This is a genomic window from Brevibacillus massiliensis (assembly GCF_000311785.1).
In the GTDB taxonomy this organism is placed as follows: domain Bacteria; phylum Bacillota; class Bacilli; order Brevibacillales; family Brevibacillaceae; genus Brevibacillus_C; species Brevibacillus_C massiliensis.
Map to the genome: position 1 here is coordinate 363,614 of NZ_HE978535.1, position 26,403 is coordinate 390,016.

Sequence of the window (26,403 nt, forward strand, 5' to 3'; positions counted from 1 at the left end):
CGGGAATGGCCTTTTTACCAGTCCGGACCCACCTCTTCAGCAAAGAGCCTATGGAGTGTCAGACAGTCAAGCGAATTTACTTTTGCCTGCAGCCGCTTGGATGCGACCTCCGCCTCGTACTGAAACAGGGACGTGAGATCTTCCGGCAGCGTCCGGTTCTCTACTGACGGCGTCAGGACAGCGGGCATCTCCAGCACTGCCGCAGCCAGGTGAAAGCCCCAATCGCCAAAGGAAGGAACCCTGACGTGGTAGCTGCGTGTCGCAAGCCCTGCGCTCTCAAACGTTCTGGCGATCGACCAGTAGACCAGGGGGGCTTCTTCCGGCGACTGCGCCTGACAGACGATCAGCCCTCCGGGGAGCAGCCGCTGGGCCAGTTGCTGATAAAACTCCCTGGTGTAGAGGCGGGCGATCACCTCGTCAGCGGGGTCGGGAAGATCGATCATGATGATGTTGTACCGGCCTGCCTTGGTGATAAAGTCTTCCGCATCCTCAAGGTGAACGTGAGTGCGGCGGTCGGTAAGCGCCCCTTGATTCAGACAGACAAATTCAGGCAGCGTCCGGGCCAATCCGATCACCACCGGATCGATATCAACCAGATCAACGCGGCCGACATCCGGATATTTGAGCACCTCGCGCAGCGCAAGCCCGTCCCCCCCTCCGAGAATCAAGACCCTGTCCCGCGAACTGGCCAGTTCCAACACCGGGTGAACGAGCGCCTCATGGTAGACTCTCTCGTCTACAGAGCTAAATTGCAGCTGCTGATTCAAGTACATCCGCAGATCGGTTACCTCGCAGAGAAAAATGTCTTGGAACGCGCTGCTTCCGTCGAATACCACCCTGTGCTCTTTTGACGACAAATCCATCAGCTCGGCGAGATCTTTTCCCGTTCCCCTGCCTTCTTTGTGCCGGGAGGGCTGGCCTTCGTTCTCATCAATCCGGGAGGCCCGGTCTGGTTCCTCGTCCAGAGCAGCGTGATGATGTGACTGGCCGCGGGTAAGGTCATAGACAAAGATCTGAACCGGTGAGAGTTCTTCCAAAAACCGTTCAGGGTGTTTTAAGCCGATTTTGCTTGAAAGGAAGTCAAGCGTAATGTACTGCTGCTTTGCCGAAACAAAGACAGACATGCAGGAAAAGGCACCGATGATCGTTCCCATGATCCCGTACGGCTGCCTGCGAAAGTGAGTGTACAGCACTTTTTCCCCTAATAGAGAGACCTCTTGGGTCAGGGCTGTTTTTACGGTTTCCAGCTGATTCAGTTTGCCAGACGGGCATCCAAAGGCCTCAATGATGAGATGCTTTTCCAGCGTGATCAAAAAGAATCCCCCTTTCAGATGATTTGACTGGCTTCATTATCTTATTCGGCCGCATATGGTTGGTCATTCTTTGCCAGGATTTGTGCGAATGAGCCATTGCAGAAGAAGCAAATTTGTCCTCCTCCGAAGACATACCTGTCCCATTCGCTTCATACATTGGACAAAGGTGATACACTAGTTCGGAGGAAAAAGGATGAGGCTACCAGTCATCTTCAAGCAGATGGTTCTTCGCACCAGTGCCATTTTTCTCGTGAAAGTCATCGGTGCTTTAGTCCGCATTCCGATGTTTCGCATGCTTGGTCCGGAAGGGATTGGCCTGTACGAAATGGCATACGCTTTTTACGGATTCGTGCTGTCGATCGTATCAGGGGGCTTTCCGTCCGCATTGGCGCTTACCACCGCCAAAAACAGGCGGCGCGGATACGGGATCTATTGGATTGTCTTTTTGCTCTTGGCATTGGCAGGCGGATTGTGCGGTCTGGCTTCCTATCATTACGCACCGCAGATCGCTGCGATGTTTGGCAACCCTAATCTCGTCTGGCCTCTCCGGCTGCTGGCTCCGGCCATGATGATCGTCCCTCTGCTCGGCATCACCAGGGGATTTCTGCAGGGAATCGAGTCGTACGGGACGATTGCCGCGTCAGAAGTGATTGAACAGCTGGTCCGTGTCACGACCATCTTGGTATGTGTAACCATGTGGACAAGTTACGGCATTGGACGTGCTGTCGGAGGTGCGACGTTCGGGGCATCGACCGGAGCGTTCGTCGCCTTTGTGTTCCTGTTCGCTGTCCTGATGTTTCGGATGAAAAAGCGGGAGGCCGTCAGCAAACTTCCCCTTCCCCTGGCGAAAAGAAAGGATACGGGCATTATCGTTTTTTTTTACACATCCGTCTCCGTTCTCGCTACACGCCTGTTCATCCCGATGGCAGATTTTATTGATACGTTGATCGTTCCCCACCGCCTGGTCGATTCTGGACTGACGATTCATCAGGCGACGGCCATCTACGGAGAGATTTCCGGAATGGCGGCCACGATTACGTATCTTCCGACCATTATCACCGCTGCCCTGTCCCATACACTGGCCGCAAAAATCACCGCCGACTGGGCAAGAGGGCGGATGGATCGATTCCGCTGGCGCATTTCCAAGGCATTTGAATTCGGATGGTTATGGGGAGCTGCTGCATCGGGATTTCTCTATTTTTACGCCAACGATTTATCAGTTCTCATCATGGGTGATGAATCGCTAACCAATCCGATCCGGTATACCTCGATGGCTCCGATGCTGGTCGGCCTGTTTGAGCTGTCCAATACGGTCATCTGGGTGACCGAGATGCGGAAGGCCCCTGTCATCGGTTTGGCCGTAGGCGAAGTATGCACGATAGTGATCAGCTATGTGCTGTGCGCGATCCCCGGAATGGGCCATCTGGCCGCTGCCATCGGACTGTTGACGCTGGAATTTGTCGCAACCGCCTGGAATCTTGGGGCGTTGAAGTGGAAGGTAAAAGGTTTCTTTCCGCTCGGGTCAATCTTTCAGGAAACAGTCGTGCTGTTCGGCATTGTCGGCTGCAGTTTTTTTGCGGTGAATCTGCTGGTCGAGCTGCTTCCGTGGTCGGAGTACATGCGCATGATTGCCAGATTGGTCCTCTCGTTTGGATTGATGATGCTCTATTTTTTGGTTCGGTTTTTGGGATTCTACAAGAAGAGCCTTCACTGATGCTGTCTCAAGCGAGTGTTCGAGCTTCCCGCTGCTTGGCATAAAAAATCCGCTCGGGTCCAAAATAACACTGGGGCCTGCTATCGTATCAGGGCCGAGAAAAAGGGGAGATAGCCTTGATCATGAAGCGAAACGACAAGCAAGCGGACGTGTATTGCCGGTGAAATGGTAGTGTATACTCGCCGCTGTCTGTATGTCCTTGCTCTATCCGGCTCTGTCCCAAGCCGAGCCAAACGGGGAGCCGGAATCAGAAGTGAGGCAATTTTTGACGCAGTTGTATGAAGATCGTACTCAATTTTTAATCAACGAACGCCCCGAATCAATCGAGAAGTATTATCTGTAAGCAAATACCAGCCGCTACGCGAAGATACATGAGCAAAAAAGAAGTCAGTACATCAACGCCTGGGCCAAGAAAAGAGGTCTTGATTTCACAAATGCCGAGACCTCCCTCCGGTTTATCCGCATTCGTACAGAGGGGGAGCGGGCTAAAGCATACCTGATTCAGACGCTGAAACTGACCTACATATACGAGGGTCAACCGTTCCTGCCTCACCATTTTGGCATCGGCACCCGCCATGCCCTTACGCTGAAGAAGGCCGGCGGAGAATGGAAGGTGCTCAGCGAGTGGTACACGGACCCGATTGAAGAGGATATCGACATTATTCCTGCAGATGCTCCGGCAGATTCGCTCTATACACCGCGGAACAGCAAAAAGCAGAAAAACCAGAAAAACCAGGTGGAAACCTTCCGCATTATGGAGGGACAAGCGATGGGGAAAAAGAAGCGGTACCACCGGGACCGTGCCGTAGCCTACGCGCAAAAATACGCGGGAGCTGCGTGGGGGGCGGGGAATAACAATCGATACAACAAAAGCTATCGGGATTATACGTACCTGGGCGGGGATTGCACGAATTTTGCCTCGCAGGTGATCGGAGATCCGAAAGAAGGCGGGGGTCTGCCGATGACGATGGGGTGGCGATACTGGTACAATTCTGGCGGCACGCGGAGCTGGGTGCAGACGGATGCCTTTAAAAATTTCCTTTTAAACAGAGGGTACGGCCGACTGATCGCCCGCGGGTATTTTGCCGACGTTGTAAAGCCCACTGATCGCTATCCCAAAGGGGCGATCAGCGTGCTTCAGCCCGGCGATCTGATCGCCTACGAATTTAACGGAGATGTCGATCATTTCTCCGTGGTCGTCGGGTATGACCGCTACGGTTACCCGCTGGTCAATTCACATACCGGCGATCGAAATCTCGTTCCCTGGGACTTGGGCTGGGGCATGTCAACCAAATTTTTGCTAATCCATATCAACGATTGACACGCAAAAGAGCTGACGCGAGGCCAGCTCTTTTGCTATTTGGTTCAATTGTCTGCCGCGGCCTCCCGGATCATCCGCCTTTGCTTCCACCTTCTCCAGATGATCCCGTGCGCGGGAGAGAAGAGGAAGGCTGCGATGAAGAAGCAGCCGGCAACACTGATCATGCAGCCCGCGATCGAGGCATCCAGCAGGTGGGCAGTGTAATACCCGAGTACCGAACAGAGACTGCCGATGGCAACACTGTACAGCAGCATTCGGCTCAAACGCTCCGTGAGCAGATATGCCGCAGCCGGAGGCACCACCAGCATTCCGACCACCAGGATCGCTCCTACACTCTCGAAGGAGGCGACTGTCGTGACCGAAACAAGCCCCATGAGCAAATAGTGAAAGAGAGCGACCGGTATCTCTGTAGCTGCCGCCATCATCGGATCAAATGAACAGAATTTAAATTGTTTGTAGAATCCGCAGATGAGGCTATGTGGTAAAAATTACATTGTCAATACGATTCGCATCGCTTGTTGGGCGGAGTGATCTGCCTGCTTCCGCCAACGATTTTCAAGGGAGGGGAGAGGGGATGATTTCGAATCGCGCGCATGCACGAACGGGGGCGTGCATAGAGATAGACTGCATTCCAATCGGGTGCGCCGAGTAAAGCCAGTGAAGAAGGTGATGGATTGAATCCAAGTATCTATCTTTTGGCGGCTGCGTCATTCGTTGGTCGGGACAGTCTAGTTGATCATCGGCGGCGTGTTAATCTACATCGCAGCGGATTTGCACGTTTCCGTCAGTCAAACCGGGCAGCTGATCTCCGTGTATTCCCTGGTGTACGCCTTGGCTGCACCGCTGCTGCTGTCGATCACGGCCCGGATCGAACGGAAAAGGCTGTACATATGGTCGCTATCGGTGTTTCTGGCGGGCTGTCTCATTTCTTCGCTCAGTCCAAACTACGCCGTACTGCTCTTGTCGCGGATCGTACTGGCAGCCAGCGGTTCGCTGATGACGGTGCTTTCCGTAACGATTGCGGCAAAGCTGGTCACAAAGCCGTTTCGGGGGAGGGCGATTGGCCTCATTTCCATGGGGATCAGCGGTTCTTTGGTTTTGGGAGTGCCGATCGGAATCGTCGTCAGTCAATTACTTGGCTGGAAAGCCATTTTTTACCTCGTTTCCGCGCTGGCCGCAATCACGCTCATCGGCGTGTACACACTTTTGCCGAGGGTGGCGTCAGAGCAGGTGCTGTCCATCAGGGAGCAGCTCCGTTCGCTGAAACACGCAAAAATCATCAGCGCCCATATGGTAACCATCTTGATGCTGGCTGGACATTTGACCTTGTACGCTTACCTCGCTCCCTTCCTGCAGACCGCTTTGCACCTCCATTCCACCGGAATCAGCCTGGTTTACTTTGTATTTGGCATCGCGGCTGTGATGGGAGGGGGGATAGGCGGCTGGGTGACAGACAAATGGCCGTCGCCCAAATTCATCCTGGTCATTACGGGTGTATTTGCCTGTGCTTTATTCCTGCTGCCGTTCGCCGCTTTTTCGTCAGCGGTCTTCATGGTGCTGCTCGCCTTGTGGAGTTTGTTAAGCTGGGCCGTCACTCCCGCGCAGCAGCAGTATTTGATCAGAACCGCGCCAAAGACTTCGGACATCCAACTCGGCCTGAATTCCTCTACCAGCCATATCGGCATCGCGCTCGGGTCGAGCATTGGCGGATTGGTCATAGAAACGTACGGGGCAGTGTACAACGCCTGGATCGGAGCCGCCATCGCGGCATTGGCCTTTTTGTGTGCGGTATACTCTGTTGCCAGACCGGCCATTCCGGAACAAACGGGCATGGATCCATCGGGTTCCCATTAAATACCTTTTTTGTAACGAAAACTCGCTGTTTTCCGTCAAATGGTGTGGAAAATACTGACTGATCATGAGCGAAAAGTCCAGCGGTATGATGTCAAGTCCCTGAATCATGAGAATTGGAAATTTTGCTTGTGATAAAGTCCTTCTATCAGGGAAGATGGCATTACCAAACTAGACCCAGTAAAAAATCAAGGTTTCTACCAAAATTTTACTGGGAATGATCGAAGGACTTTGACAAAGGAGGAGTTATTCCTCTGCGTTGTTCACCTTCCTTCTAGGCGTGTAAAGTTGGCCGTTGCGTAGCAGCACATCGACCAGACGCACAAGTTTTCTTGCGGTTAAGACGAGGGCGCGTTTGTGTTGGTGCTTGGGTACTTCCTTGTATTTTTTCCGGTAGTATTCACCGAATTCCGGATCGCGGTTTTTCACCGAGTTGGCAGCCTCAACCAGGTAGTAGCGAAGGAATCGGTTGCCGGAACGAATGCGTGTCGTATCTTCGGCTTCAAACGAGCCGGACTGATGTCTGCGCCACGTGAGACCAGCGTATTTGGCCACAGCGGCCTGGTCGCTGAAACGCTCAATGTCGCCGATCTCCGCCAGAATACCGGCGGCATAAACCAGATCGATGCCCGGAATGGAGCGCAGACATGTAGCGCAGGTGATGCCTTCCAAGATCCGCGCGATGGCCTTGTCCAACTCCTTGAGCTGGGCCTGAATGCTCCGAATCGATTGGATCGACGTACCCAGCACGATGTCGATGGAATCCTCAACAACCTTGGAAAGGCGGTAGGAGGCCCGAGCAGCTTTCTGTATGCACCGGGCAACATGATCGGGATTGGGGAAACGGTTCTTCCCCTTCTCCTTAAGATAGTCGGCCAAATCGGCGACCTCCATGTTTGCAATCTCATCCAGGCTGTATTTCTCCGAGAGCATCTCCAGAATGGCATGGCCGAACACGGAGCTGTCCACCTCGGAACGAAACGCATTGCACTTATAGAACAAGTTTTGCAGGAAGTACTGCTTCTCGCTTGTCAGGTTGTGCACCAGGTGGAACCTCATGCGGGTCAGCCGTTGAAGAGCCAAGTATTGTTCCTGCATTACAATCGTCGTTTTCAATCTGCCGAAGCGCAGACGATCGGCGATGATCCAGGCATCAATGCGATCGGTTTTGTCGAGATCGGCATAGGCTTCCCTAAACTTGTGAATGAGCTTCGGATTGATGGTAAACACCTTGGTCTTTCGTTGCCGAAGCGATTCGTCCTCATGCAGGAACATGGCAGGATGCCAACTGTAGACAGAAGTTGCTTCCAGTCCAATGTGGATTTCGGAACACGAAAGCTTGTCCGAGGCAGCGACGATATGGTCCCGCAGGTGAGAAGCGCCATATAGATCGTTTTTCACCTGAAACGTCTCAAGCGTATCACCTTCTGCATTCATGAAACACACTTCCAGTTCGTCAGAACTGACGTCAATACCGACAAACAGCTTCATAAGAAGAATTCCTCCTTTCTGTGAGGGATTCAGGGACGGACTCTCCGGGATGCCTCCGGCGCACTCGCCGATCAATCACCCTCGCCTATCAGAACACGCTTCGGTCCATGAGCTGCCCCGACGCTGCTACAGTCGGGCATGGGGTGCCAAAGGGAACAGCCAGCGGGTTAGAAGTTCGAGCGAGTACCGGAGAAACAGACTTCTGGTGTAGACGATGCTACAGGAGGGAGGAGAATTTCCCCGAATGGACCCCTATGTTCCATTGTCCAGAGACATTCCGGAAAGTCCAACCCTTTTCTATTATTTGCTAGAAATGAGCATGGGGGACAGATCCCCCATCCGTCCCCCAGAGGGGGAGACGCAGGGAACACGTCCCCTGCACCCCGTCACTCGCCGTGAGGCAGGTCCAGCAAGGTTTTGCCGGACAAGAAAAAGTGTGAGTGCCCAGGCCCGTCTGTCAAGGTTAAAATGAACGCTTCGCGACCTTGACAGACTACATTCGAATATGGATTAGACGCTTTCCACTATTATTTGTGGAAGCAAAACTGGAAATCTCGAAGGTGGGGATCACCGTGTTAAGGTACTGGAAATTGGCTCGAACCTGCCTTCAGGAAATACTATACGAGGCAGGGAAGAAGATGAAGAGGCGCAGTGGTTTTGCCCCAGCCATATCCGCATGCCTGATGGCAGCTTCGATTGCGGTATGGCCGGCCTATGCTGAGGGAAATGCAAGCAAGGGAGGGACTGACGGGCTGCCCCAGACTGCCGGCGGCAAGCAAAGCGTGAGCGATCGTCCAGGCGCAGGGGGAGAAGAAGCATCCCAGCAAAAAATTTCAAGATATGTTGTGGAAAAAGTACATGAGGTGGGTCCCAATACTCCGCTGGAAGTGCTGGTAGGCATTTCAGATCCCTACAATCTTCAGGAGTTCGCGGCCAAACAGTCGATTGTAGCAGCGAGCGACATCACGTTTGTGACCACCCGCACGTTTATGGCCAAGCTGACGGAAGAACAAATGAACCTGCTATGCCAAAGGGAAGAGGTGTTCTGGATTTCGCTGCCGTCGGAAATCACGACCGTCGCCCAATCTGCTGCCGGGGGCACTGAAGGGAAAAGCAAGGCTGCTGAGACTCCCGTGCTAATCTGGATTTCAGCCGGTACAGGCAATGGACAAAATCAGGAAGTAGCCGTGTTTTATACCGATGATGGAGGGGAAAATTGGCGGAAGAGCGCTTTGCCTGAAGCGACGGCAACCGATGGCAAACAGTTCTTTGAATTTGTCGACAAAAACAATGGCTATATCCTGTTAACCTCTTCCCCCGGGCTGGGACAAATGGTCAAAGAATTGTACCAGACGACAGACGGAGGGAAAAGCTGGCACCGGATAGGCGATATCACAAGTCATGTGGAGAGTTATCCGACCGGCATGACATTCAGAACTGTCTCTGAGGGCTGGATTTCTTCCTTGTATCACGGACAAGACGGGACCCTTTTGTTCCATACTGCGGATGGCGGGAAGACCTGGAAGCAGCAAACACTTGATGTCCCGCCTACGCTTCAGGATCACTACAGCAACGTTTATCCGCCCGTTTTTTTCGGTCAGGACAAGGTTAAAGGTGTAGTGATGCTGGAGTTTGTAAAAGAAGGAAGCTCCTTGTATCTGCCTTACTTTACCGAAGATGGAGGCCGCAGCTGGCACTATTCGAAAAAAGCATTAGAAGCTCAGAATAATGCCCGGCAGGTTGTCCAACAGGGAACTGTCTCATTCCAGATGAAGGAAGGGGATCCGGCGGTAAAACTCCCCTTGTACGGCGTCGCGGCAGACTACGCTGTCGACTGGCCTGAACCGGTCGCGATCACACCCAAATCACCGCTGCCACCTGTCCGGTTTTCGATTCCAGCCGGTTTGCAGCAAGAACTGGCGGCATTTTGGATCAATCAGGGGGACGGAGAACATGGGATCTTGCTGCTTGGGCCAAAAGACTGGAAGGTGGTTGCCGATGCCATCGGTGCCAACGAGTCGATTGACATCCGCCTCCAGGATCCGGGTGATAGCTATTTCGATACCGCCGGTGGCTGTCAGGGCTGCGCCATTTCGAGCGCTGCCGTTTATTTCCCCGCGTTGAAGGAGTGGGCGGAGGAGCAAGGGTTTCCCGGAGAGCTGCTGACTTTTCAAAAACAGACGTTGCTGACTGCAAACGTAATGGCCTATGCCAAAGAGAATCCGAACCCCGGCTACGAGACGAACGGGATGGCCTTTCAACAGCACGGAGAGGGAAGCGCCTGGTTTCGCGCGGAGGAGATCAGCATTCGCGCCGACAAGCACGACCTGGCCGCCGCAATCCTCGATTTCTTCGCCGCCAGTTACGGTCAGCCCGAACGAGAGTAGGGCAGGTCGGCAAAGGAGGGCGACCCCATAGCCACAAGCGCGGGCTTACGGGGACGCCCCGACTTATTTCATGACGCGAATTTTGGGCTGTTCCACCAGTTCAAAGCCATTGCCGTCCGGATCGACAAACGTTCCTTCCACACCGCCCCAGTCCTGCTTTTGGGGTGGGACGGTGAACCGGACGCCTTTGTCCGAGAGTTCTTCATACGTTATCTGGATGTCCTCGCAGTAGAAGACGTATCCGGTATGCTTCCCGACCAGTTCCGCCCAGTCGGGGCTGCCATACCCTCCGCCGGGTGATACCTGAAAGAGCTGCAGTAGATTTTCCCTTTCCTAGGATTGCCTTCTTTCTGAAGTAAAGTCAGCTTTTCCACTTCCTCATGAACAAATTGGCAGATCGGGAAGTCGCGTGGCCGTTGAGGTATCTGGCGCCCAGCCAGAAACAGAGTGCAGCCAGCGGCAGCCCCGCAGCCAGCAGGGTGAAGTAATGATTCCAGAAGTCTGGCGGAAGGCCGCTTGCCATCATATCATCTCTCTTGCGGCCGGAAAGAAGCCAATCGTCCAGCAATTGAAAACCGAGCAAATGGCTAATGAACATGGGCAGAACAACGATATACATCGCCGGGTGCCGATAGGTGATACTAGCTATTTGCAAGATAGTGACATGGATGACGACTGCTGTCATGACAAGGAGCGCGGCATGGGCAGCAATACTGAGAATCGTCGGCAGTTCGCCTGCTGGAATGGGCAAAAACCAAGCATGAATGGCGATACCCGCCCACAGGCACAGCATTCCGGCAACAAAATAGGACAGCATGGCCGACAAGAAAGCGAACAACCGGCTTCCCAGGAGTTTCATGCGCGAGTGGGGAAAGGACAGCCACCACTGGCTCCAGTCTTTTCGCGGATCGGCATTCATGCACCGAAAGGAAAAAACGACGATGAAAAAGTAAGCCAACAGAAACAATTGGAGTTGACCTTGTACCAGGTCTTGCGGCAAAGTTCCCATCCCGTACCCCAGGAAGACAAGGCCGATCATGATCGGGTAGACAATCAGCTTGGTCTTTCGCAGCGCCTGAGGCCCGAGGCAGCGGTATTTTTGCCGCTCAAGGGCGACGAGCGACCAAAAGGGACTGAGCGGTTGGCGTCTGCCCGCGCGTACCGGACGAGAGCCTTTTGATTGCGCCGGATTGCCGTTTTGAAATCTGGCGCGGCCCAGCCGTTTCAGTCCGACCGAGGCAGCCAGCCACAGGCATATAGCGGCGAGCGGCCAGCCGATGCCGACAAGGATAAGCAGGGTGGCAAAGAAGTGCTGCAGCGGCTTGAAGAAAAATGTAGCGATCGTCCACCCAACCATGACAAGCGGCAGCAGCACAAACAGGATCCCCTGGCCCAACCTGGCCCAGCCCACTTGAAAAACCAGCGAAAGCAAGGACATGCCAACAATCACGGGGAGTCCAAATACTGCGATCAGAAGAGAACCGCCGATGATTTGCAGCAGGGCAGGCGGGTCGACTGGCGTCATCCACTGAAGGGAACTGGCAATGACGTAGTGACCAAGCGAGACAAGCTGGATGCACAGGATGACGTTGAGACCGAAGAGGAATAAGCCAAGTGCTTTCCCCAGCACGAGCGCAGACCGCGAATGGGGCAGGGCCAACCACCATTCCCGCCGACCATCACTGGAGCTGACCGCCATACGGATCAAACCTATGGCAAACAGTCCAAACCAGATGAACCCGATCCCGTTGGCAAAGTACCTCTCCGCATCTTCCACCCGACGGAACATGTACAGGCTCGCCATAAGCAGCAGGAGCAGCGCAGCGACAACCTTCTTCTTGTTTTGGGAGGCAACCGGCAGCCAGGAACGAAAATAGCTGAGTTCCAGCAAGCCAAGCTTTGCTATATACCTCATGAGAACACTTCCCTGTAGCGTGATTCGACTGATTTTCCAGCCGTTCTTAGTTCCTCTACATCGTCCACGGCCTGGATTTGCCCTCCGCCGATCAGGATGAGCCGGTCAAACAGGTTCTCCATTTCCCGGATGTCATGGGTGGCGATCAGAAAGGTGCGTTCTCCATCGGCAAGGTCGGAAATGATCGTGGAAGCGATTTGCTCACGCGAAATCAGGTCCACACCGGTAAAGGGTTCATCCAGGATGACGAGCGGAGCCTTCCGGGCCAGGCAGGTTAGCAGCTGCAGTCTGGCTTCTTCTCCCCGCGACAGGTCGGAGATGCGCGTACCCAGTTTGATCGACAGCCGATCGGTCAAATACGCGGCCTTCTGCGGATCCCAGTCCGGGTAGATCCCTTCCGAGAAAAACAGCCAATCGGCAGCTGACAGCCAGTGGGGCAAGCTTTCCCTGTCCGGTAAAAAAGCGAGTTGCCGAAGCGAGGAGATGCCGGCAGGTTGGCCGAACAAACGGACTTCTCCCGAGGTAGGCTCCAGCAGTCCCGTCAAAATCCGCAGCAGCGTGGATTTCCCGGCACCGTTGGGGCCTAGCAGCCCGGCGATTTGCCCGTGTCCAACGGTGAACGTCACCTCTCGCAAAATTTCCTTTTTGCCCCGCCGCAAGGATACCTGGCGGCAGTCGATCGCCTGTTTTGCTTTCGCTCCGATGTTCATCTCCTCAATCCTCCTCCTTTTTGGCCAGATCAAGCAGCTCTTCCAACGTGAGTCCGATCGATTCGGCCACTTCCCGCAGTTTTTGCACGGCGTCTTTTGCCATAGCCCGTTTGCATGCTTGAATAACGTCTATCCTTTCCGTCACAAAAGTGCCTTGTCCCCGAAAAGTGACGATCAGCTTGCTTCGCTCCAATTCCTGATAGGTTCGCATAATCGTGGTGGGATTCACGCGAATCGCGGAGGCCAATTCGCGCACAGACGGAAGCCGCGTGCCCGGCCCCAGCACCCCGCGGGCAATATCAGCCCGAATCTGCTCGACAAATTGTTCGTAGAGCGGGCGTGACGGATCAATCCGAAAATGTTCAGGATTCCAAAAAGAGTCCATGCATAGGCTCACCTCGCAAGTGTGAAGTGTATGGATACTCGCCGTACACTATGTAAGTGTACGACATGTCGCCATACACTTCAAGAGGGGATCTGTGGAGAAGCTGCGGCGACTCAAGAGTATAGTTCTCCTGTGTTTTAGCAAAAATGGATAAAAAAGCTTCTTATGCAGTCACAGCCCATCCAGATACTGATGCAAGGGGATAAGCCATGGATTTTTTTCAAAGGTTCTCTCAAGCAGCGCTTACGGTCCCATCAGCAGAAAAAATCCAATCAAAAGCCACCGCTGCCAGCCGGACAGCAAAAACCTCTGTCCGCCCGTTTACATGGGAATTTGCAAGACTTTACCTCCATTTTTTCCGACAGTACGGACGTCATCTTTCATACATTTATGATTTTTGGACAGAGAAAGGCTTGCCTGATCTATATCCAAGGCTTGTCCAATACGGGGCTGATCGACCGGCACGTCCTTGCTCCGCTCACCGCAGAGGATGCGCCAGATCCTGAGCAAGGCGAGTGGCAGGGCTGTTCCCTGTTAGCGCTCAGCAAGCGGAAAATCACGGTGTCCAACAGCAAAGAATTGAAGAAGACCGGCGAGGTGATCGAACAGATTACAGCCGGAAATCCGGTTCTCCTGATTGATCAGGAAAGCCGCGCCATTTCGCTCGGATTGGCCAAGTGGGAAGGACGGGGAGTAGAATCGCCGGATGCCGAATCGGTCGTCCGCGGACCGCGCGAGGGGTTTACGGAAACGCTGGAGGTGAATACCTCTTTGCTGCGGCGGAAGATCAGGACGCCGGCGTTGAAAATAAAATCGCTGAAAACAGGGCGCTACACCCAAACCCAGATCGTGATCGCCTATATGGAGGGGATCGCGGACAAAACCCTGATAAGGGAGGTTGTCACCCGGGTAAACCGGATCGACATCGACGGTGTATTGGAAAGCCGCTATATCGAGGAGTTGATCTCGGACAACCGGTATACTCCCTTCCCCCAAATGATCGTGACAGAGCGGCCTGACGTCGTCGCCGCCAACCTGTTGGAGGGGCGTGTGGCCATCTTGGTAGATGGCACTCCTTTTTCCCTGATCGCTCCCGCATCCTTTTTTTCGCTGCTGCAGTCACCGGAGGATTACTACCAGGATTACCTCGTCAGCACGGCGATTCGCTGGCTTCGGAGCCATGCTGGCTCCTTCTGTTTACGTGGCAATCCTGACTTATCATCAAGAGATGATTCCGACTTCCCTGCTGCTCAGCATCGCCAGGTCTCGGGAAGAGATTCCGTTTCCGGCGCTCGTTGAGGCGTTTATCATGGAATTTATTTTTGAAGCGCTGCGGGAAGCGGGGATCAGGCTTCCGAAGCAGGTAGGTCCCGCCGTCAGTATTGTCGGCGGTCTCGTAATTGGTCAGGCGGCCACCGCAGCCGGACTGGTTTCTTCTCCCATGGTGATGGTCGTGGCGCTCACGGGGGTCGCGTCATTTATGCTTCCTCGCTACAACGCCGGGATCGCCCTGAGGATGCTGCGCTTCCCGATCATGCTGATGGCAGGAACACTTGGATTGCTCGGGATTATGCTGGCGGTTGTGGCCATCGTTGTTCACCTTTGCAAGCTGCGTTCTTTTGGCATTCCCTACTTGACGCCACTGGCACCGTTTAAACTGATGGAAATGAAGGACGCATTCGTGCGGGCTCCATGGTGGAAGCTGGACAGGCGCCCCCACTTGACCGGAGAAATCAACAAACATCGACAGTCAGCCGGACAGAAGCCGGGACCTGGCAAAGGTGATGAACAATGACGATTGAAAAAGGTCGAATCTCGGCATTCCAAATGGGTCTCTTGATGCTGCCGACCATACTGGTCACGGCGCTGCTGCTGCTGCCGTCGCTGACCTCGAAGCACGCAGGCAGGGATATGTGGATCTCACCTGTGTGGGGCTCCGCGATGGGGTTATTGACTGTTTATACCGTCTGCCGGTTGAACAAGCTTTACCCGAAGCAGACGCTGATTGAATACAGCGAATCCATCCTGGGGCAGATCCCGGGAAAAATCCTCGGCTTCTGCTACGTGCTCTATTTTTTGTATGTCGCTCAAGGGGTCAGTTGTCCTGCAGGCCTGGTTTAGTGAGTATGTCGTCATTTCGTTCATGCTTCCTTACCTGACTGACCGGGTCAACGGGATCAGGTGGGGAATGATTTCTGTTTTCGTTGTTTTACTTTTTCTGGTAATCGAAAATATCGTCATCCTCTTCTTGTTCGGCAGTATCACACCGGGTATTGTTTACCCATTTATTGTAGCAGTCCGCTATGTCAGCCTCGCCGATTTTTTTGAGCATGTGGAGTCGGTGGTGATGGCGATTTGGGTAACAGGCGCGTTTGTCAAAATCACTGTGCTTTATTACGTGCTTGCACTTGCTGCCGGGCAATGGCTGGAGCTTTCAGACTACCGTCCCATCGTGCTTCCGCTCGGCTTGCTGCTGGTCATCTTCAGCGTCTGGACGGGGCCAACCCTGCAGCAGCTGACTTACCTGATCAGCACATCACTGCCGTTTCTTCTCTTGACGTTCCAAATCGTCATCCCTCTGGTTTTGCTGGCAATCGCTTTGATGCGGGAGAAAAAGCGGCGGCGCAGGGGAGGAATACAAGGATGAAGCTCCTCCAGATTCTCCTTGTTTGCCATACGGTATTGCTGCTGACCGGATGCTGGGATCGAAAAGAAGTGAACGATTTGGCTATCGTCACAGCCGCAGGCGTGGATAAAAAAGCGGGAAAGACCATCGAACTGTCGGTTCAAGTGTTTATCCCAAAAGCCGCGGGGACCGGACCAGGCGGATTGGGAGAAGGCGGCGGCGGCGGTACGGCTCCGCAGACATTGGTCAGGTCTGCAGTAGGGGTGACCATCGCTGAGGCGATGGCGAAACTGCAGGAAGAGTTTCCGCGCAAGATCTTCTGGGGACATAACGATGTTTTTATTATTGACGAGAAGCTGGCGAAGGAAGGCATTCGCCCGCATATCGACTTCCTGCTGCGGCACCCGCAGACCCGTGAGCGGGCTTTTGTGTTTATCAGCAGAGATACTGCCAGGGAGATTTTAAGTCTCAACCCTCCGCTGGAAAGGAACATAGCGGATGTGCTGAGAGAGCTGGCGAAGCTCCAGATCGGCATGAAGGTGACGATTAAGGATTTGGCCCAAATGCTGACAAGCGATACCCTGGGCGGCAGCAGCCCCGAGAATCATCATGCTTCCGCCCGAAGAAAGCCAAGATGAAAAGAAGACGATTGCGTTTGAAAAAGGATCGGCCGTCTTTAAGAAAGACAAGCTGGTCGGATTTTTGGACGACAAGTTGACAAGGGGACTCCTTTGGCTGCGGAACGAAATCAAGTCACCCACGGTTACGATTGCTCCAAAAGAGGCGAAGGGTTTCGTCTCGATGATGCTGCTGCGAAGCTCGACGGAAATCATTTTGCAAATAAAAGATGACAAGTGGAGGATTACCCTCAAGGTTGAAACAGAAGATGACATCGTGCAGAACACGACCAAACTCGATACGAGCAATCCTAAAATTACCGGACGATTGGAGAAGCAAATAGAGGAAGACATCAAGAATCGCGTAAAGATGGTGCTTTCCCAGGCTCAGAAAAAAATGAAGGCGGATATTTTCGGCTTCGGGAAGGCTTTTCACCGGAAGTATCCCAAGGAATGGGACGAGGTGAAGGATCGCTGGGACGAGGTGTTTCCGCAGGTCAAGGTAAATATTCGGGTAAAAGTGAGGGTGCGCCGACCGGGACTCATAACCGAGCAGGCGGATATGCCAAAAAAAGAGGTGAAAATAGAGTGAAGGCAGCTTCGGTGCTGGGAATCACCGCCGTCGCACTGATCCTGTTTCTCTTTGAGTGGCCGAAGCTGCGGCACGGGATGAAAAGGGAGAAGCGGGCTTTTGCCGTCCTGACGGTGATCGGATGGGCGCTTGCCATTTTGTTGGTCATGTACCCGAACTTGCCCGGACCGTCACAAGTTATAGACAAACTATATAAACCCTTGGGCAAGCTGCTGGAAAAATAACAGCACTTACATTAAGTGATCAACTTACTATTTAAGTGATTTTGCTGTACACTAGACAAAGATTGGCCAAAAGGCGAGAGGAGCGATTCCTATATGATCATCGAGATCTTTCAAGACACCATCTGTCCGTGGTGTCGGATTGGCAAGAAGCACCTGTTTGACGCTCTGCATGAGTGGAGCGGGGAACCGGTATCCATTCGCTACCGGTCGTACATGCTGGACCCGAACACGCCAGAGGCAGGGCTTCCTTTCCGCAAGGCGATGTTGGCTGTGGCAGGAAGCCCGCATGCTCTCGACCGGATGCTCGAGCATGTGACGGCTGCAGGCGCCGCTTCCGGGTTGACTTTCCGCTTTGACCGCGTGGACAAGAAGCCGAATACGCTGGCTTCACACCGGTTGATCAAACTTGCACCGGAAGAGAAGACCGGCGCAGTCGTCGATGCCATCTACCAGGCACACTTTGAGGATGGCCTCGATATCGGGGAGCTGGATGTGCTGGCGAAGATAGCAGAGCAGCAGGGAATGGACGGAAATGAGGTAAAAGCGTTGATTCAGAGCGGCGCCAAGCAGGAGGAGATCGAGCAAGACGTCGAATACGCCCGCCAACTGCAGATCTCGGGCGTTCCGTTTTTTGTCATCGACAGCCAATTGGCACTGTCCGGCGCCCACCCGGTGGAAACGTTCCTCAAGGCGTTCCGCAAGGTCAGCTCTCGCGAAAAAGAACAGGGAATCTAGATAAGTCTTTTCTCCCGCGACATGGCTCGCGGTTTTTTTCATGCCATCTAAAGAATACAAGCAGCGAGAAACCGAAAAAAATGGAGCGAACCATCATCATCCATTTATTTCCTGTTGAAAGTCAAAGAAGGTCAAATTATAATCAAAGATAGTCAAAGTCAAATTTGATCAAACCACTTTACCATTGACAGGAGGTATAGCAACCATGTTATGCCAACAGTGCAAGAAAAGAACGGCCAATATACAGCTAAACGTACAAATCAACCAGAAAAAACAAAAACTGCATCTGTGTGAAGAATGCTACCAAAAACTTGGAACTGGCATGAGCGTGCCGTTTGGATTTGGGCCGCTTGGAGGCATTTCCTCCATGAGCGACATGTTCTTCCGTGACTTCCCATTTGTCTCGGGCGGGAAGCCGGACCAGAGTGAAATGCCCGGCGTCCGCCAATCGACCGGCATCCTTGAAGAGGTAGGACGCGATCTTAGCCACGCCGCCCGCGCCGGCTTGATTGACCCGGTCATCGGACGCGATGAAGAAGTGGAGAGGGTAATCGAAATCTTAAACCGCCGCAACAAAAACAATCCCGTCCTGATCGGTGAGCCAGGCGTCGGGAAAACAGCGATTGCAGAAGGATTGGCGCTGCGAATCGCCGAAGGGAAGGTACCTGCCAAGCTGCTGAACAAAGTGGTTTTCACGCTGGACGTCTCCTCCCTGGTCGCCGGCACCGGCATCCGCGGTCAGTTTGAGGAAAAAATCAAGCAGGTCATCGCCGAACTGCAGCAGCGCAAAAATGTGATTCTCTTCATTGACGAGATTCACCTGCTGGTAGGAGCAGGCTCTGCCCAAGGTTCAATCGATGCAGGCAACATCTTAAAACCCGCCCTCGCCCGCGGCGAGCTGCAGGTGATCGGGGCAACGACGCTGAAGGAATACCGCTTGATCGAAAAAGACGCGGCCCTGGAGCGCCGCTTCCAACCCGTCATCGTCAAGGAGCCCAGCCTGGAAGAAGCTTTCGAGATCCTGAAGGGCATCCGTTCCAAATACGAGGCGTTCCACAACGTTCGCTACTCCGACGAGGTGCTCCGCGCCTGCGTGGGGTTGTCGCACCGGTATATTCCTGACCGCTTCCTGCCGGATAAGGCGATCGACTTGCTCGACGAAGTAGGCTCCAAGGTAAACCTGCGGAGTGCCGCTTCCCATGCAGACGAGATCCGCCGAAAATGCGAACAGGCGGCAGCTGAGAAGGAAAAAGCGACGAAGCGGGAGGACTACGAGAGCGCGGCAAAATGGCGGGACGAAGAGTTGGCGCTGCAGGCTCAATTGCAGGCGGCGGAGGAGGCAGCGCAGCCAGATGTGAGCGTAGAGGACATCCAGGAAATCATCGAAATAAAAACCGGGATTCCCGTGCGCAAATTGCAGCAGGCGGAACAGCAGAAGATGAAGCATCTGCCGGAGCGCTTGTCTGAGCGCATCATCGGACAGCCCGAAGCGGTGGAAAAGGTGGCCAAAGCGATCCGCCGCAGCCGTGCCGGATTGAAGCCGAAGAATCGGCCGATCGCCTCGTTCCTGTTCGTCGGACCGACTGGCGTCGGGAAGACGGAGCTGTCCAAATGCCTGGCAGAGGAGCTGTTCGGGACACGTGATGCGATGATCCGGCTCGACATGAGTGAATACATGGAAAAACACTCTGTCTCCAAACTGATTGGCTCTCCGCCCGGCTACGTCGGCCATGAAGAAGCGGGCCAACTGACCGAGCGGGTGCGCCGGAATCCGTACAGCATCGTGCTCGTCGATGAGATCGAAAAGGCCCACCCGGATGTGCAGCATATCTTCCTGCAGATCCTGGACGACGGTCGCCTGACCGACAGCCAGGGACGGACCGTCAGCTTCCAGGATACGGTGATCATCATGACCAGCAATGCCGGAATGGCGGAGAAGAAAAATCCTCTCGGCTTCAACGGCCAGGCGCCAAAAGCCCGTCCGGTCAGCGAGTCGCTGGGCGCGTACTTCAAACCAGAGTTTCTGAACCGCTTTGACGGGATTATTCCGTTCCAGCAATTGGCCGAGGGCGACCTGCTGAAAATCGTCGACTTGATGCTGGACGATGTGGTGCAAAGCGTAAAAGAGCAGGGAATCGAGCTGCAGGTAACAAATGCGGCCAAACGCAGATTGGCGGAGCTGGGTTACAACCCGTCATTTGGTGCCCGTCCCCTGCGCCGCGTGATTCAAGAATACGTCGAAGACGGGATCGCCGATTTGATCATGGAAGAGGAAGCAATCTCGATGATCAAGGTGGACGCCAGCGAAGACCGCATTGCCGTAGAGAAAGTAAAATAAAGGAGATGTTCCGACCACCAACGGCAGCGTTGGTGGTTTTTGCATAGCAGCGGCAGGAGTAGAGCAGAATAACCTCGACGAAAGAAGCGAGGAGGATGCAGGATGTTGGAAAAAAAGCACGCACTTTCAGCCGAGCAAAGCGAGGAATTGGCTGATACGACCTACCAACCGGCGGATCGCTCCCATTCCGGTAACGTCTCACGGGGTCTTGCCGAAACGCATCAACTGGTGAGCGACATGTACAAGGAAGGCACGATAGACAATAAACTGCAATAGTGGTTAGCCGATGGTCCCGAGGCGGGATGATCGGTTTTTTTAGCAAACAGATATGTTAGATGGTATAATGAGTGGGTCTTTGTATTCCTAATCTTGTGAATTGAGCAGGAGATTCGCGTTTCCTGATGGCATCAAGTTGATACAAGTCCGTGAGCGAAGAAAGGCGGGGTGTGACATGCGCAAGGGGAAAGTATTAAAACCGGGGGACACCATCGGCGTCCCGGCTCCTTCCAGTCCCGATCAGCTTCCCAAGGTCGAAGCGGCGAAAAAGCGGCTGGAGGGGTACGGCTTCAAAGTAAAAACGGGAGAGTGCTGTTATCAGACGTATGGAGGCTATTTGGCGGGAACGCCGGAAAACCGGGCAAAAGAACTGATGAGGATGTTTACCGATCCGGACGTGGACGGAATGATCTGCTTGCGGGGAGGGTATGGTACGCCGCAGATCCTGCACCTGCTCGATTATCGCGTAATCGCCGATCATCCCAAATTGTTTGTGGGCTACAGCGACATCACGGCACTGCACATCGCCTTTCAGAAGAAGGCGGAGCTGGCCACTCTCCACGGACCGATGACCCGCTGCAAGCTGGACGATCATTCCCGGGAGTTTTGGCTGCGGGCGTTGACCCAGGCGGCACCGCTGGGCCAGATCGTCCATCCGGAAGCACAGACCGTTACCTTGGTGCCGGGGAGATGTCAGGGCCAGGTCGTCGGGGGAAACCTTTCGCTGATTACAGCTGCGATGGGGACACCCTATGAAATCGATACAAGAGGGAAAATCCTGTTCATCGAAGATGTCGGCGAAGAACCGTATCGAGTCGACCGCATGCTGACACAGCTTGCGCTGGCCGGAAAGTTTGCGGAGGCGGAGGGCATCGTCCTCGGCACCTGGGAAGAGTGCGAGCCGAAGGAACCCGACAGTTTTTCTGTGGTCAACCTGTTCCACAATATCATCGCTCCTTTCCGAAAGCCGACGATCTACAATCTGCAGGTCGGCCATGGAGAAAGAAACCTCGCTTTGCCGCTGGGGGTACTGGCCGGTTTGGATGCAACGGCAGGCAGCTTGACGATTTTGGAAAGTCTCTTTGATAGCTGATGGACCCGTCCTGCATGTCCCGTGCAGGATTTTTTTTCGTCCTCTCACGGCGGGGTGATTTGCTATAATCGTAGAACAGGATTTGTCATATGGAGGGAATGTTATGTATCGCATTCTCATTGTCGAGGATGATGACAAAATTGCCGCCATCCTCATGAATTACGTCGGAAAATACGGATACCAAGTGATCAGGGCCGAACAGTTCCACGATATCAAGCAAGAATTCGCCGCCCACAAGCCGGATCTGGTGCTGCTCGATATCAACCTTCCCCAGTTTGACGGGTTTTACTGGTGTCGGCAGATTCGCACGATTTCCAACGTCCCGATTCTTTTCTTATCGGCGAGGGTGGGAGAGATGGACCAGGTGATGGCGATCGAAAACGGCGGAGACGATTATATTACCAAGCCGTTCAACCTGGATCTGCTGATGGCCAAGATCAAGAGCGCCCTTCGCAGGGCATACGGGGAATACGCCGCCGCGGCAGCCCAGCGGGATGAGGTGGACGTCATGGGCCTTACGTTTGACCGTTCCAAGTACCTGCTTCAATGGAATGGCAGGCAGACGGTATTGAGCAAAAACGAATCGCTGTTGATCGACATCCTGTGTACGAGAGTCGGGCAGATCGTCTCCAGGGAGGAACTTTTGGAGGCGCTTTGGGATGATGTGCAGTTTGTCGATGACAATACCTTGACCGTCAATGTGACCCGCGTTCGCAAGAAGCTGGAGGAAATCGGCATCACAAAAGCGATCGAGACCATCCGCGGCCAAGGGTACCGGCTGAACGTCACCTGGTCGCAGCAGGGTGAAGCGAGATGAGGGAACCGAACAAGGAAAAGCACGGACTTACGCTCAGGCATTTTTTGCGCGACAGGAGTTTGTTTCTGATATCGTTCACCGGCTCGTTTGCCCTCGTACTGCTGGTCATCTTCCTCGATATGCTGCGGCAGCGCAACTATACCGGCTGGGACAGCCTGCTGTACATGCTCATTCTGGTGCTGGCCGGGCTCCTGACAGGGCTTTTCTGGGATTATCTCAGACAAAAAGCCTTTTACCGCAGCGTAAACAGCGTCCTGTCCGATCCCAAGCCGGACATGGAGGCAATCACCCGCATTCAGCGGGGAATCACGCATGAGCAGCAGGTTTTGCTGCAGATTTTACAGGATCAGCACATGGACTTCATGAGCAAACTCACGCAGTACCGAAAGCAGCAGGATTTTCATCACGACTTTACCAACCAGTGGGTCCACCAGATGAAAACGCCGGTCTCCGTCATCGATCTGCTGATTCAACAGTCTAAGGAACTGCAGCCGGCGCCGCAGGTACAGGATTTGCTGCAGAGCATTCGGGAGGAAAACGAACGAATCACCTATGGACTGGAGATGATGCTGCATACAGCCCGCTTGGACAAGTTTGAGCTTGATCTGCACGTCAAACAACTGGACCTGCTGCAGCTGGTACGCAGGGTCGTCAACCGGTACAAAAAGGCCTGCATACGCTGGTCCATCTACCCAAAAGTTACCGGCGACGAGCAGACCGTCGCAACCGACGAGAAGTGGCTGAGCTTTGTCCTCAATCAACTGGTTACCAATGCGCTTAAATACTCCCGGGACAAGCCGGGGAACAAACAGCTTCTGATCGCGGTGGAGCAAGCAGGCCAAGGCTGCAGGCTGCGGGTGATCGATGAGGGAATCGGCATCGCGGAACAAGATCAGCCAAGGGTGTTCGATCCGTTTTTCACCGGTGAGAACGGCCGGCTTTATCCGGAGTCGACAGGTATGGGCTTGTATCTGGCCAAGCAGATCTGCAGCCGCCTCGGGCACCGGCTCGAGCTGCAGTCCGTACCGGGGGAGGGTACGACCGTCACGATCCATTTCGCTGCTAATTCCCTGCACCGGATGCCATTCCTGGAAGACAGGTGACAAAATTGTAAGGTTTATGCGCCGAATTGAAAGGGAAATCGATGTCTTGCTACCCTTCTCCAGACTTATACTGAGGCTACCATCAAAAATGGGAGGAATCAGTCATGAGCGTATTGCTGGCTCAATCTGTAACCAAGATATACAGTTCGAAGGGGAATGTCTCTTACAAGGCATTGGAGGATATCAATCTGGAGGTTCACCCCGGGGAATTTGTCGGTGTCATGGGCCCGTCCGGCAGTGGAAAAACCACCTTGCTCAACATTCTCGCCACGATTGACAAGCCGACTTCCGGCCACATCGAGATCAACGGCACCAACCCGACGAAGCTGAAAAACAAACAGCTGGCTTTGTTCCGAAGGCGCGAGCTGGGCTTTATCTTTCAGGATTTCAACCTGCTCGATACCTTGTCGATCAAAGAAAACATCTTGCTGCCGCTCGTACTGGAGAAAATGGACGTGCGGGAAATGGAGTCGCGCCTGCAGGAGTGTGCGCAGCTGCTGGGCATCGAGCACATCCTGGCCAAGAGGACGTATGAAGTCTCGGGCGGTCAAAAGCAGCGGGCGGCGATCGCCAGGGCGATCATTCATCGGCCCTCCATTTTGCTTGCTGATGAGCTCACGGGGAACCTTGACTCGAAGGCAGCCAAAGACGTGATGGAGTCGCTGCGCCAACTAAATGAGCAGATGAATGCGACGATCATGATGGTGACCCACGATCCGTTTGCCGCGAGTTACTGTCGGCGCATCATTTTTATCAAGGACGGGAAGTTTTTCTCGGAAATCCGCCGCGGTACGAACCGCCAAGCTTTTTTCCAGCAAATCCTGGATGCACTGAGCGTGTTGGGAGGGAATTTTGATGAAGTTTCACCAACTCGCGTTTAAGAATATAAGAGGAAACTGGCATCAGTACAGCGCCTTCTTTTTGAGCAGCGTCTTCTCTGTTACCCTGTTTTTTATCTATGCAGCCTTTATCTTTCACCCGGATGTGATCAATGGACACATCCGAGGAGGAGCCAAGGTTCGCACCGGGATGACAGCCTGCGAATACATCATCATGATCTTTTCGTTTTTCTTCGTCCTGTACTCGATCTCTGCGTTTCTCAAGTCGCGGAAGAAAGAGTTTGGCCTTCTGGCGCTCTTCGGGCTGACCAACGGCCAGATCAAACGGATGGTTTACTACGAGAACCTGCTCATCAGTTTGCTGTCGATTACCACCGGGATCGGTTTGGGCATCCTGTTTAGCAAGCTGTTTTTTATGGCACTCGCCGTCTTGTTGGAGGTAGACAGTCCGATTCGCTTTTTCATTCCGCCAAAGGCATTGTTGTTCACGGCTGGCTGCTTTTTCCTGCTGTTTCAGGCAATCACGTTGATGACCTTGTTCCAGGTCGGCCGTACAGAGATTGTCGATTTGCTGAAAGAGTCAAAAAAGCCGAAATCGCTGCCGCTCGCCTCTAAATGGCTGGTCCTGCTTTCCGCTCTATGTATCGGCGGCGGGTATTCCTTGGCGGTTCAAATGAACGGGAATAATGCCGTACTGGTGATGCTGCCTATTCTGTTTCTCGTCATTACCGGAACCTATTTTCTGTTTACGCAGAGCAGTGTCGTCATCCTGCGCTCGCTTAGCCGCAACAAACCGCTGTACTACCGGGGAACCAACCTGCTCACGATCTCGCAGCTCGTCTTCAAGATCAAAGACAATGCCCGCATTCTCTTTATGGTCTCGATCTTGTGCGCGGTCGTCCTGACTGCTTCCGCCACGATGTACGTCTTCAACCAGAGCCAACGCGACCAGATCATGGCGCACATTCCGCAGACGATTGGCTTTGTCGAGCGTGGACTTCATGAACATCAGGTGATTGATCCGCAGAAACTAAAAGAGATCCTGCAGCAAGACGGCGTGGAGATCGACTACGAGGCAAAACTGGCCGGAGTGCCTGTCAGCATCATGCTGAAGCCGAACTGGCAGCAGGACGTGCTGGTTGTTTCGGCAACGGATTACAATCAATTGGCCAGACGCGTAAAGGGAACGACACAGGTGCAGGTGGACAAGGGGCATGCTGTTTTTGTCTATCCGTATCACGAAATGTCAGGAGGTTTTTTCCGCGAAAATCAGCCTGTCAGGATTTCTGCAGCCAACATGGGGATGAATCTCGTCGTGGACAAAGAAGTGAGCGGAGCCGTCGTCATTCCGATGGAAGCAACCTCGTTCCTCTTGGTGTTAAACGATGCGCAATACCAGGAGATGATGGCCCAGGTGCCTGACAGCTATAAAGTAGTCGCCTACGGCTACGAGTTGAAACATTGGGAATCGACCGGCGAGACTGTCAAAAAGATCGAGCAGCTGGTTCCTGACGATCAAAGCATGTATTTCCGTTCCCGTGTAGAGGACTATCGGGATATCAATCAATTCAATTCACTCACGCTTTTCATCGGCTTATTCGTCAGCTTTCTGTTTTTCATCGCTTCCGGAAGCATCATCTTTTTCAAATTGTTTACCGAGCTGCAGGATGACCAGGCGCAGTTTCGGGCGCTGGTGCGGATCGGCATGTCCTTGCCCGAAATCCGCCGGATCGTCTCGACGCAAATTGCCGCGATCTTCTTTATTCCCTGCGTCGTCGGCATCGTTCATACGCTGTTCGCGATGAAATCGCTCAGCAATCTGCTGGGCGGCAATATTTGGCCGTATGCCCTGCTGGTCGTCGCCATCTATATCGTCATGCAGTCTGCATACTATTTCGTCACCCGCAGATCGTACATGAAAAAAATTACAAACGAAGTATTCGTAAACTAAATTGGTAAAATAGGTAAAACCAAGGGAGCGTCAGGTATTGCGCATCCTTGGTTTTTTTTGCATGAAAGCAGGAATCCGACATATTGTGTAATTATGATTCGCTTT

General features: G+C 53.6%; 22 protein-coding genes and 3 pseudogenes. 18 read left to right on the plus strand and 7 right to left on the minus strand.

The genetic code is table 11. The annotated features are described in order from the left end of the window. Positions 1–14: 14 nt before the first annotated feature. Positions 15–1,313, minus strand: a complete 1,299-nt coding sequence (locus HGBM_RS26270) for a spermine/spermidine synthase domain-containing protein (RefSeq protein ID WP_019119404.1) — start codon at positions 1,311–1,313, stop codon at positions 15–17. A 193-nt stretch (positions 1,314–1,506) separates the two neighbouring features. Between HGBM_RS26270 and HGBM_RS01850 the strand changes: the two genes are divergently transcribed. Together HGBM_RS01850 and HGBM_RS31445 are read left to right on the plus strand one after the other, a co-directional pair. Continuing rightward, a complete protein-coding gene (locus HGBM_RS01850) occupies positions 1,507–3,027 on the plus strand; it encodes an oligosaccharide flippase family protein (RefSeq protein ID WP_019119405.1) in 1,521 nt (506 codons plus the stop codon). Between the two features lie 613 nt (positions 3,028–3,640). After that, the gene (locus tag HGBM_RS31445; protein WP_019119406.1) at positions 3,641–4,348 is read left to right on the plus strand and encodes an amidase domain-containing protein; all 708 of its coding nucleotides are present in this window, start codon (positions 3,641–3,643) and stop codon (positions 4,346–4,348) included. Positions 4,349–4,392: 44 nt separating this feature from the next. On the opposite strand, the pseudogene HGBM_RS26280 reads toward HGBM_RS31445, so the two are convergent. After that, positions 4,393–4,821: pseudogene (locus tag HGBM_RS26280) on the minus strand (metal ABC transporter permease); the annotation flags it as partial. Positions 4,822–5,022: 201 nt separating this feature from the next. On the opposite strand from HGBM_RS26280, the pseudogene HGBM_RS26285 reads away from it, so the two are divergent. Beyond that, positions 5,023–6,202: pseudogene (locus HGBM_RS26285) on the plus strand (MFS transporter). Positions 6,203–6,445: 243 nt separating this feature from the next. Here HGBM_RS26285 and HGBM_RS01870 read toward each other — a convergent pair. Next, entirely contained in the window at positions 6,446–7,690 is a 1,245-nt protein-coding gene (locus tag HGBM_RS01870) for an IS110 family RNA-guided transposase (RefSeq protein ID WP_019119409.1), read from the minus strand. Positions 7,691–8,328: 638 nt separating this feature from the next. On the opposite strand from HGBM_RS01870, the gene HGBM_RS01875 reads away from it, so the two are divergent. Next, positions 8,329–10,077: a DUF4850 domain-containing protein gene (locus tag HGBM_RS01875; RefSeq protein WP_019119410.1), complete on the plus strand. Its 1,749-nt coding sequence runs from the start codon at positions 8,329–8,331 to the stop codon at positions 10,075–10,077. A gap of 63 nt (positions 10,078–10,140) precedes the next feature. Here HGBM_RS01875 and HGBM_RS32365 read toward each other — a convergent pair whose 3' ends face one another. From HGBM_RS32365 to HGBM_RS01890, 4 genes are read right to left on the minus strand one after another with little or no spacing between them, the layout of a single operon-like run. Beyond that, a complete protein-coding gene (locus tag HGBM_RS32365) occupies positions 10,141–10,395 on the minus strand; it encodes a VOC family protein (RefSeq protein WP_081590072.1) in 255 nt (84 codons plus the stop codon). Between the two features lie 43 nt (positions 10,396–10,438). Next, entirely contained in the window at positions 10,439–11,992 is a 1,554-nt protein-coding gene (locus HGBM_RS01880) for a hypothetical protein (protein WP_019119411.1), read from the minus strand. Continuing rightward, positions 11,989–12,702, minus strand: coding sequence for an ABC transporter ATP-binding protein (locus tag HGBM_RS01885; RefSeq protein ID WP_019119412.1), 714 nt, complete (start codon positions 12,700–12,702; stop codon positions 11,989–11,991). Before HGBM_RS01885 ends, HGBM_RS01880 begins: the two co-directional genes overlap by 4 nt. A gap of 4 nt (positions 12,703–12,706) precedes the next feature. Then, the gene (locus HGBM_RS01890; protein ID WP_019119413.1) at positions 12,707–13,087 is read right to left on the minus strand and encodes a GntR family transcriptional regulator; all 381 of its coding nucleotides are present in this window, start codon (positions 13,085–13,087) and stop codon (positions 12,707–12,709) included. Between the two features lie 390 nt (positions 13,088–13,477). Between HGBM_RS01890 and HGBM_RS26290 the strand changes: the two are divergent. The 14 genes and pseudogenes from HGBM_RS26290 (at position 13,478) to HGBM_RS01955 (ending at position 26,298) form a co-directional block, all read left to right on the plus strand. Next, positions 13,478–14,882: pseudogene (locus HGBM_RS26290) on the plus strand (spore germination protein). Continuing rightward, on the plus strand, positions 14,879–15,208 hold the full coding sequence (locus HGBM_RS32205) for a GerAB/ArcD/ProY family transporter (RefSeq protein ID WP_026074138.1): 330 nt from the start codon (positions 14,879–14,881) through the stop codon (positions 15,206–15,208). Before HGBM_RS26290 ends, HGBM_RS32205 begins: the two are co-directional and overlap by 4 nt. After that, positions 15,168–15,734, plus strand: coding sequence for a GerAB/ArcD/ProY family transporter (locus HGBM_RS29255; protein ID WP_315969937.1), 567 nt, complete (start codon positions 15,168–15,170; stop codon positions 15,732–15,734). Before HGBM_RS32205 ends, HGBM_RS29255 begins: the two co-directional genes overlap by 41 nt. Continuing rightward, positions 15,731–16,351, plus strand: coding sequence for a Ger(x)C family spore germination protein (locus HGBM_RS31450; RefSeq protein ID WP_245552849.1), 621 nt, complete (start codon positions 15,731–15,733; stop codon positions 16,349–16,351). The genes HGBM_RS29255 and HGBM_RS31450 overlap by 4 nt, the downstream gene beginning before the upstream one ends. Beyond that, the gene (locus tag HGBM_RS31455; protein ID WP_245552850.1) at positions 16,323–16,922 is read left to right on the plus strand and encodes a Ger(x)C family spore germination protein; all 600 of its coding nucleotides are present in this window, start codon (positions 16,323–16,325) and stop codon (positions 16,920–16,922) included. Before HGBM_RS31450 ends, HGBM_RS31455 begins: the two co-directional genes overlap by 29 nt. Continuing rightward, on the plus strand, positions 16,919–17,146 hold the full coding sequence (locus HGBM_RS01915) for a hypothetical protein (protein WP_019119414.1): 228 nt from the start codon (positions 16,919–16,921) through the stop codon (positions 17,144–17,146). The genes HGBM_RS31455 and HGBM_RS01915 overlap by 4 nt, the downstream gene beginning before the upstream one ends. A 93-nt stretch (positions 17,147–17,239) precedes the next feature. After that, positions 17,240–17,881, plus strand: coding sequence for a DsbA family oxidoreductase (locus HGBM_RS01920; RefSeq protein ID WP_019119415.1), 642 nt, complete (start codon positions 17,240–17,242; stop codon positions 17,879–17,881). Between the two features lie 205 nt (positions 17,882–18,086). Beyond that, positions 18,087–20,219, plus strand: coding sequence for an ATP-dependent Clp protease ATP-binding subunit (locus HGBM_RS01925; protein ID WP_019119416.1), 2,133 nt, complete (start codon positions 18,087–18,089; stop codon positions 20,217–20,219). 105 nt (positions 20,220–20,324) lie between these two features. Further along, positions 20,325–20,495 carry a YozQ family protein gene (locus tag HGBM_RS29260; protein WP_161604996.1) on the plus strand — a complete coding sequence of 57 codons (171 nt, stop codon included), beginning with the start codon at positions 20,325–20,327 and terminating at the stop codon, positions 20,493–20,495. 175 nt (positions 20,496–20,670) lie between these two features. After that, on the plus strand, positions 20,671–21,588 hold the full coding sequence (locus HGBM_RS01935; RefSeq protein ID WP_019119418.1) for a S66 peptidase family protein: 918 nt from the start codon (positions 20,671–20,673) through the stop codon (positions 21,586–21,588). A 103-nt stretch (positions 21,589–21,691) separates the two neighbouring features. Beyond that, positions 21,692–22,405: a response regulator transcription factor gene (locus HGBM_RS01940; protein WP_019119419.1), complete on the plus strand. Its 714-nt coding sequence runs from the start codon at positions 21,692–21,694 to the stop codon at positions 22,403–22,405. Next, entirely contained in the window at positions 22,402–23,508 is a 1,107-nt protein-coding gene (locus tag HGBM_RS01945; RefSeq protein ID WP_019119420.1) for a sensor histidine kinase, read from the plus strand. Before HGBM_RS01940 ends, HGBM_RS01945 begins: the two co-directional genes overlap by 4 nt. Positions 23,509–23,612: 104 nt before the next feature. Then, positions 23,613–24,389: an ABC transporter ATP-binding protein gene (locus HGBM_RS01950; protein WP_019119421.1), complete on the plus strand. Its 777-nt coding sequence runs from the start codon at positions 23,613–23,615 to the stop codon at positions 24,387–24,389. Beyond that, positions 24,364–26,298, plus strand: a complete 1,935-nt coding sequence (locus HGBM_RS01955) for an ABC transporter permease (RefSeq protein WP_019119422.1) — start codon at positions 24,364–24,366, stop codon at positions 26,296–26,298. Before HGBM_RS01950 ends, HGBM_RS01955 begins: the two co-directional genes overlap by 26 nt. The last annotated feature ends 105 nt before the right edge of the window (positions 26,299–26,403 follow it).

Bases quoted from the DNA above. Each gene is read 5' to 3' on its own strand.
- HGBM_RS01945 (WP_019119420.1), top strand. From the start codon at position 22,402: ATGAGGGAACCGAACAAGGAAAAGCACGGACTTACGCTCAGGCATTTT.
- HGBM_RS01920 (WP_019119415.1), top strand. From the start codon at position 17,240: ATGATCATCGAGATCTTTCAAGACACCATCTGTCCGTGGTGTCGGATT.
- HGBM_RS01925 (WP_019119416.1), top strand. From the start codon at position 18,087: ATGTTATGCCAACAGTGCAAGAAAAGAACGGCCAATATACAGCTAAAC.
- HGBM_RS29255 (WP_315969937.1), top strand. From the start codon at position 15,168: ATGTCGCTCAAGGGGTCAGTTGTCCTGCAGGCCTGGTTTAGTGAGTAT.
- HGBM_RS01890 (WP_019119413.1), bottom strand. From the start codon at position 13,087: ATGGACTCTTTTTGGAATCCTGAACATTTTCGGATTGATCCGTCACGC.
- HGBM_RS01955 (WP_019119422.1), top strand. From the start codon at position 24,364: ATGAAGTTTCACCAACTCGCGTTTAAGAATATAAGAGGAAACTGGCAT.
- HGBM_RS01850 (WP_019119405.1), top strand. From the start codon at position 1,507: ATGAGGCTACCAGTCATCTTCAAGCAGATGGTTCTTCGCACCAGTGCC.
- HGBM_RS01940 (WP_019119419.1), top strand. From the start codon at position 21,692: ATGTATCGCATTCTCATTGTCGAGGATGATGACAAAATTGCCGCCATC.
- HGBM_RS01950 (WP_019119421.1), top strand. From the start codon at position 23,613: ATGAGCGTATTGCTGGCTCAATCTGTAACCAAGATATACAGTTCGAAG.
- HGBM_RS31455 (WP_245552850.1), top strand. From the start codon at position 16,323: ATGCTTCCGCCCGAAGAAAGCCAAGATGAAAAGAAGACGATTGCGTTT.
- HGBM_RS32205 (WP_026074138.1), top strand. From the start codon at position 14,879: ATGACGATTGAAAAAGGTCGAATCTCGGCATTCCAAATGGGTCTCTTG.
- HGBM_RS01880 (WP_019119411.1), bottom strand. From the start codon at position 11,992: ATGAGGTATATAGCAAAGCTTGGCTTGCTGGAACTCAGCTATTTTCGT.
- HGBM_RS01885 (WP_019119412.1), bottom strand. From the start codon at position 12,702: ATGAACATCGGAGCGAAAGCAAAACAGGCGATCGACTGCCGCCAGGTA.
- HGBM_RS01875 (WP_019119410.1), top strand. From the start codon at position 8,329: ATGAAGAGGCGCAGTGGTTTTGCCCCAGCCATATCCGCATGCCTGATG.
- HGBM_RS01870 (WP_019119409.1), bottom strand. From the start codon at position 7,690: ATGAAGCTGTTTGTCGGTATTGACGTCAGTTCTGACGAACTGGAAGTG.
- HGBM_RS31450 (WP_245552849.1), top strand. From the start codon at position 15,731: ATGAAGCTCCTCCAGATTCTCCTTGTTTGCCATACGGTATTGCTGCTG.
- HGBM_RS01935 (WP_019119418.1), top strand. From the start codon at position 20,671: ATGCGCAAGGGGAAAGTATTAAAACCGGGGGACACCATCGGCGTCCCG.